Genomic DNA, 6,035 nt, shown 5'->3' on the forward strand with positions numbered 1-6,035 from the left:
GGCCATGGCATCCCCGACGATGCCGACCGCGCCAGGGCCACTGAGCGTTTCGTGCGGCTGGAAAAGAGCCGCTCGCAGCCGGGCTCGGGCCTGGGCCTCAGCCTCGCCAAGGCGATCATGACTTTCCACAACGGCAGGCTTGATCTTTTGCCCGCCAATCCTGGATTGTCCGTAGTCATGAGTTTCCCGGCGCGGGAGGCGCATTGATGGCGGCGAGGATGGCGAAGAAAGCAGCAGAACCCGCATGGCAGTTGCGCCCGGCGCTGGTGCTTCACCCATTGGATGGCGACCGTGCCCGGCGCGAACTGTCGGAGATCGCGGACGCCGCCGAAGAAGACGGTCTTCCACGCCTGGCTGCGTTCCTTGCCGGCGAGGGGCTGCCGCAGGATCTGCTCGCCGCCATTTTCGACCTGTCGCCCTTCTTGCGCGATACGGCCCGTCGCCGGCCGGCCATTCTCGATGCGCTGTTCGAGCGGACGGTCGAAGCGCGGCTTACCGAGATCGGCAAGACGATCGATCGCGCGGCGCGGGCCGAGAATGTTTCCGAATCCAGCCTGATGATGGAACTCAGGCAATTGAAGGCCGAGGCGCATTTTCTGATCGCGCTGGCCGACCTTGCCGGCGAAGCCGAGACCGCGGTGACGGTGCGCCGTCTCAGCAACCTTGCCGATGCCTCGACGCGCGCCGCCGTCGATTTCCTGCTTCTGGACGCGCATGGGCAGGGCAAGCTCAAGCTGCCCGATTCCAAGGACCCTGCGCGTGGCTCTGGCTGGATTTTGCTCGGCATGGGCAAGCTCGGCGCGCACGAGCTGAACTTTTCCTCCGACATCGATCTTGTCGTCTTCTTCGATCCCGAGGCGCCGGCTGTCATCGATCCGCTCGATGCGACGGAGCTGTTCTCGCGGCTCACCCGCCGTCTCGTGCGCATCCTGCAGGACCGCACCGAGCACGGATACGTCTTCCGCACCGATCTGAGGCTCCGCCCCGATCCCGGCTCGACGCCGCTGGCGATCCCGGTCGAGGCAGCACTTCGCTACTACGAGGCGCGCGGCCAGAACTGGGAGCGCGCCGCCATGATCAAGGCGCGGCCGGTGGCGGGCGACCTTGCCGCGGGCACGGCCTTCCTCAAGGAACTGCAGCCCTATGTCTGGCGCAAATACATGGACTATGCGGCGATCGCCGACGTGCACTCGATCAAGCGCCAGATCCATGCCCATAAGGGCCATGGCGAGATCGCGGTCAAAGGCCACAACGTCAAGCTTGGCCGCGGCGGCATCCGCGAGATCGAGTTCTTCGTCCAGACGCAGCAGTTGATTGCCGGCGGCCGCTTTCCGGAGTTGCGCGGCCGCGAGACGGTGCCGATGCTGGGCGCGCTCGCCGCGCGCGGCTGGATCACCGCCGATGCGCGCGATGCGCTTACCCGGCAATACTGGTTCCTGCGCCGTGTCGAGCACGCCATCCAGATGGTGGCCGACGAGCAGACGCATATCCTCCCGGAAGAGGACGAGCAGCTTGAGCGCATAGCGTTGATGCTCGGCTTTGCCGGCGAGGCGGAGTTCGCGCAAGCCTTCCGCGCTTCGCTGCAGCAGGTCGAGCGTCACTATGCAGCGCTGTTCGAGACGGCACCCGAACTGTCCGCCGGCGTCGGCAATCTGGTCTTCACCGGCGACGTCGACGATCCCGACACGCTGCAGACCTTGCATCGGCTCGGCTTCCAGCGCCCGAGCGACATCTGCCGCGTCATCCGCGGCTGGCATTTCGGCCGCTACCGCGTCACCCAATCGGCCGAAGCGCGCGAGCGGCTGACGGAGCTGGCGCCGGCGCTGCTGCAAGCCTTCGGCCAGACGCGCCGCGCCGACGAGGCGCTGATCCGCTTCGACGAGTTCCTCGCCGGCCTGCCGGCCGGCATTCAGCTCTTTTCGCTTCTGCAGTCGAACCCGGCGCTGCTCAAGCTGATGGCGACGATCATGGGCGCCGCGCCCCGGCTCGCCGCCATCATCACACGTCGGCCGCATGTGTTCGACGGCCTGCTCGATCCGGCCTTGCTTACCGAGCTGCCGGACCGTGCCTATCTTTCGGCGCGGCTTGCCGCCTTCATAGAGGGCGACCGCGCCTATGAGGACGTGCTCGACCGCCTGCGCATCTTCGCCTCAGAGCAGAAATTCCTGATCGGCGTGCGCCTGCTTGCCGGTTCGATCGATCCCGCGCGGGCGGGGCGCGCTTTTTCCGATCTAGCCGACCTCACCATCGAGGCCGCGCTCAACGCAGTCACTACCGAGTTCGCACGGCGCCACGGCAGGATTGCCGGGGGCAGGGTGGCGCTGCTCGGCATGGGCAAGCTCGGCAGCCGCGAACTCACCGCGGGCTCGGACGTCGATCTCATCCTGCTCTACGACCACGACGCGGATGCGGAGGAATCCGACGGAAAGAAACCGCTGGCGCCTTCGCACTACTACACCCGCATGACGCAGCGGCTGATCGCCGCCGTCTCGGCGCCCACGGCCGAAGGCGTGCTCTACGAGCTCGACTTGCGCCTGCGTCCCTCCGGCAACAAGGGGCCGGTCGCCACGCATGTCGACGCTTTCAAGAAATACCAGCATCGGGACGCCTGGACCTGGGAGCACATGGCGTTGGCAAGAGCACGCGCTATCTGCGGCGATGCCGAACTCTGCGCCGAGGTCGAAGAGGAGGTAGCGGCGGTGCTTGCCCAGCCGCGCGATGTCGCCAAGGTGAGGGCGGAAGCTTCGGAGATGCGGGCGCTGATCGAGAAGGAAAAGCCGCCGCGCGACCACTGGGACATCAAGCTGATCCCGGGCGGCCTCATCGATCTCGAATTCATCGCCCAGGTCGCGGTCATCACTGGCGCGATCGAACCCGGCCGCCGGGTGACGGCGACGGCGGAAGTGCTGGCGCGGCTGGCGCCCGGCTTCGCGGCTGCGGGTGTCCGGCAGGAACTTTGCGAGGCCTGGCAGCTCTATCTGGCCCTGACCCAGATGATCAGGCTTTGTCTTACCGGAGAGTTCCAGCGCGACGACGTGCCGCCCGGGCTTTCGGATCTGCTTCTGGCAGTCACCGACCTGCCGGATTTCGGTGTGCTGGAGGCGCACCTCAAGGAGACGTCGCGGAAGGTCCGCAAGGATTTCGGCCTTCTGCTTCGTGCGGGAGCGTCGCAACGCCCGCCTGGTCGCATCGAAGGTGACGATGCAATAAGAGAAGACCCCTGAGAAAATCCACGAAGCTCGCCCTTGGCTTCGTGGCGCTGGCCGGCGCCGTGGGCAGCACGGCTTACGCCGAAAAGAACACCAGTGGCGAGCACATCCCCGGCGGCGTTACGATGCGCCTCGGTAAAGCCATGACAGGTCCGGATAGCACCATCAGCTTCGACCAACTCTCCAGCGCTATGGATGTGCGGCTAAGGAAGTTGATCGCTGACAATGGCGGCAAACTCACTGTTGCCGAACTCGTTGATGCGTTGGAGAAGGCGCACTTGGAGTCCTGAGATCGCGCGACTACTCGGTGCGTTGCACCCGGCGGAGCCGGCGGCGCGCATGCGCCTGCAGGAGCCGATCGCGCAGATAGGCGTAGAAGCGTGGCGGCAGCATGCCGTAGTGGAAGCGGGAGGGGATTGCTTCCCGGTATTGGCCTGAGATCAGGTCCTGGCCAAAGGAAATCGTTGGTTTCGCTTACTACGACCCATGACGGCATGCCGTCGAGCCCAAGATGAGCCTTGAGAGCCGCGGGCATCTCGATGGCGTCGGCAGGGTCAGACGGGGCAGAATGTGTGATCGGAACCACCGTCACGACCTCGCGCCCCTCCACTATCCGACGCGCGGCGACAATGGCGCAAGGCCGGTTCTTGCGACCTTCTTCGACACCGTCCTTGTGCTCGCCCGACCAGAGGTCGGAATAGGAAATTACCAGGCCGGGAACAGGCTTGGGCAGGCTCACGGCGTCCAGTCTTTGAGCATCTGATCCAGCTCATTATACTGAGATGGGACTGCGCTTTCGGCGATAGCCCTCAGCGTCTCTTCGTCAAGGTCCTCGGTGGGTCTAGCGACCTTTCCCTTGACCAGCACTTCGAACATTGCCGCCGACAGAAGCACAGTGTGGGTCCGGCCATTCTTGGTTATGGCGACCGGCGCCCGCTGAGCGGCGTCCTGGAAGCGGCCGACATTCTGTTGGAATTCCGTCGATGTCACACGCATGAAAGTCACCTCTTTATCCAAAATAGATAAAATAGATAACTTTTCAAGAGCAGCGCCGCGCGGTCGTCGTCGTCAGCTTTCAGGCCGCCGCCTTCACCGTCGGCGGCGCCTTCTTCAGCGGGATGCGCACCGACACGATGGTGCCGACGCCTTCCGTCGAGCGGATCTTCAGCGCGCCGCCCTGCAGTTCGGCGAGCGAACGCGATATGGCCAGCCCTAGGCCCGAGCCGGTATGGTTCTTGGAGAACTGGTTCTGCACCTGCTCGAACGGCCGTCCGAGCTTGCTCAGCGCCTGTTTCGGGATACCGCAGCCATTGTCCTCGATGGTGAGCACCAGCGCGCCCGAGGCGTTGCGCGCCCGAACTGTGATATGGCCGCCCTGTCCAGTGAACTTCACGGCGTTGGAAAGAAGGTTGATGGCGATCTGCTTGATCGCGCGGCGGTCGGCGTAGAGCCGCATCGCATCGGCGATGCGCGTCTCCACCGTGATCGATTTCTCCGCCGCCTGCAGCGAGATGACCCGAACCGTCTCCTTGATCAGCGGGCAGAGGTCTATCTCTTCGCGGTCGAGCGAGAACTGGCCGGCCTCGATCTTCGACATGTCGAGTATGTCGTTGATGACGCCGAGCAGGTATTTGCCGCTGCCGTTGATGTCGCTGGCATATTCCTCGTAGCGCTCGGAGCCCAGCGGCCCGAATAGGCGCTGCTCCATCAGCTCGGAAAAACCGATGATGGCGTTGAGCGGCGTGCGCAGCTCGTGCGACATGTTGGCGAGGAATTCGGATTTCGCCCGGTTCGCCGCCTCGGCGCGCTCGGTCTCCTTCATGTATTTGCGGTTGAGCTCGACCAGCTCCTTGGCGCGTTCCTCCTCGGCGCGGCGGGCGAGGCTGAGGTCGTGGATCGTCGCCATCAGGCGGCGCTCGCTGTCGACCAGCTTTTCCTGATGCAGCTTGATCTGGGTGATGTCGGAGCCGACCGAGACGATGCCGCCGTCCCGGGTCCTGAGCTCATTGACTTGCAGCCAGCGGCCGTCGGCGAGCTGGCGCTCCAGCGTGACGCCGCCATGCGGACCGTTGGCATTGGCGAGCCTGCGCTCCGAGGCAAAGGCGAGCATGCGCTCCTCCAGCATGTCGCGGGTCGCGCCCGGCACCACGTCGCGATCCGAGAGGCCGTTGTCCTTCTGGAATTTGGAATTGCACATGATCAGCCGCTCGGCGGCATCCCACAGCACGAAGGATTCGTTGATGTTCTCGATCGCCGTCCTCAGCCGCATATCCGCCGCTTCCGAGCGCAGCGCCAGGTGACGCTGCTCGGTGACATCGACGGCGATGCCGATCAATTGGATCTCCGGCGCCTCCGGGTCGATCACCTGGGCGCGGGCGCGCATCCACACCCATTGCCCGTCCGCGTGGCGCATGCGGAACACCTGGTCGATATGGTCGATCTCGCGCTCGACGATGCGGTTGGCGAGTTGGAACAGATCGCCGTCGTCGGGATGGATGATCTCGTCGACCTCGCCGAACGACAGCATGGTATCGTAGGGCTCGTAGCCCAGCATGTCGTACATCGAGCGCGACCAGTACATCTTGCCGCGCACCATGTCCCAGTCCCACAAGCCGCAGCGGCCGCGCACCAGCGCCATGTCGATGCGCTGATGCGCCTCGAGATAGATGCGGTCGGCCGCCTGGGCGCGCGCCGCCTGGCCGAAATAGGCATAGAGGATGACGATCAGCACGCCCGCCGTCAGCACGAACAGCGTGACGTTGAGCGACACCGTCTTGCGCCAGCCGTCGAACACCGCCTCCTTGGGCACGAGAACCGCCGCGGCGT

General features: G+C 64.9%; 5 protein-coding genes. 3 read left to right on the plus strand and 2 right to left on the minus strand.

The features are described 5' to 3' along the window. The 3 genes from EOA29_RS22000 to EOA29_RS22010 all read left to right on the plus strand — a co-directional run. Window positions 1–207: sensor histidine kinase (locus tag EOA29_RS22000; protein ID WP_145969736.1), on the plus strand; the 207-nt coding region annotated here is incomplete at its 5' end. Between the two features lie 11 nt (window positions 208–218). After that, window positions 219–3,224: a bifunctional [glutamine synthetase] adenylyltransferase/[glutamine synthetase]-adenylyl-L-tyrosine phosphorylase gene (locus EOA29_RS22005; protein ID WP_127221508.1), complete on the plus strand. Its 3,006-nt coding sequence runs from the start codon at window positions 219–221 to the stop codon at window positions 3,222–3,224. Between the two features lie 29 nt (window positions 3,225–3,253). Then, window positions 3,254–3,499, plus strand: a complete 246-nt coding sequence (locus tag EOA29_RS22010; RefSeq protein ID WP_127221510.1) for a hypothetical protein — start codon at window positions 3,254–3,256, stop codon at window positions 3,497–3,499. A gap of 445 nt (window positions 3,500–3,944) precedes the next feature. Here EOA29_RS22010 and EOA29_RS22020 read toward each other — a convergent pair whose 3' ends face one another. Beyond that, on the minus strand, window positions 3,945–4,205 hold the full coding sequence (locus tag EOA29_RS22020; RefSeq protein ID WP_127221512.1) for a type II toxin-antitoxin system prevent-host-death family antitoxin: 261 nt from the start codon (window positions 4,203–4,205) through the stop codon (window positions 3,945–3,947). Window positions 4,206–4,284: 79 nt separating this feature from the next. After that, a partial coding sequence (locus tag EOA29_RS22025) for a PAS domain-containing sensor histidine kinase (protein WP_127221514.1) occupies window positions 4,285–6,035 on the minus strand: 1,751 nt, incomplete at its 5' end.

The organism is Mesorhizobium sp. M1E.F.Ca.ET.063.01.1.1 (genome assembly GCF_003998155.1).
GTDB lineage: Bacteria > Pseudomonadota > Alphaproteobacteria > Rhizobiales > Rhizobiaceae > Mesorhizobium.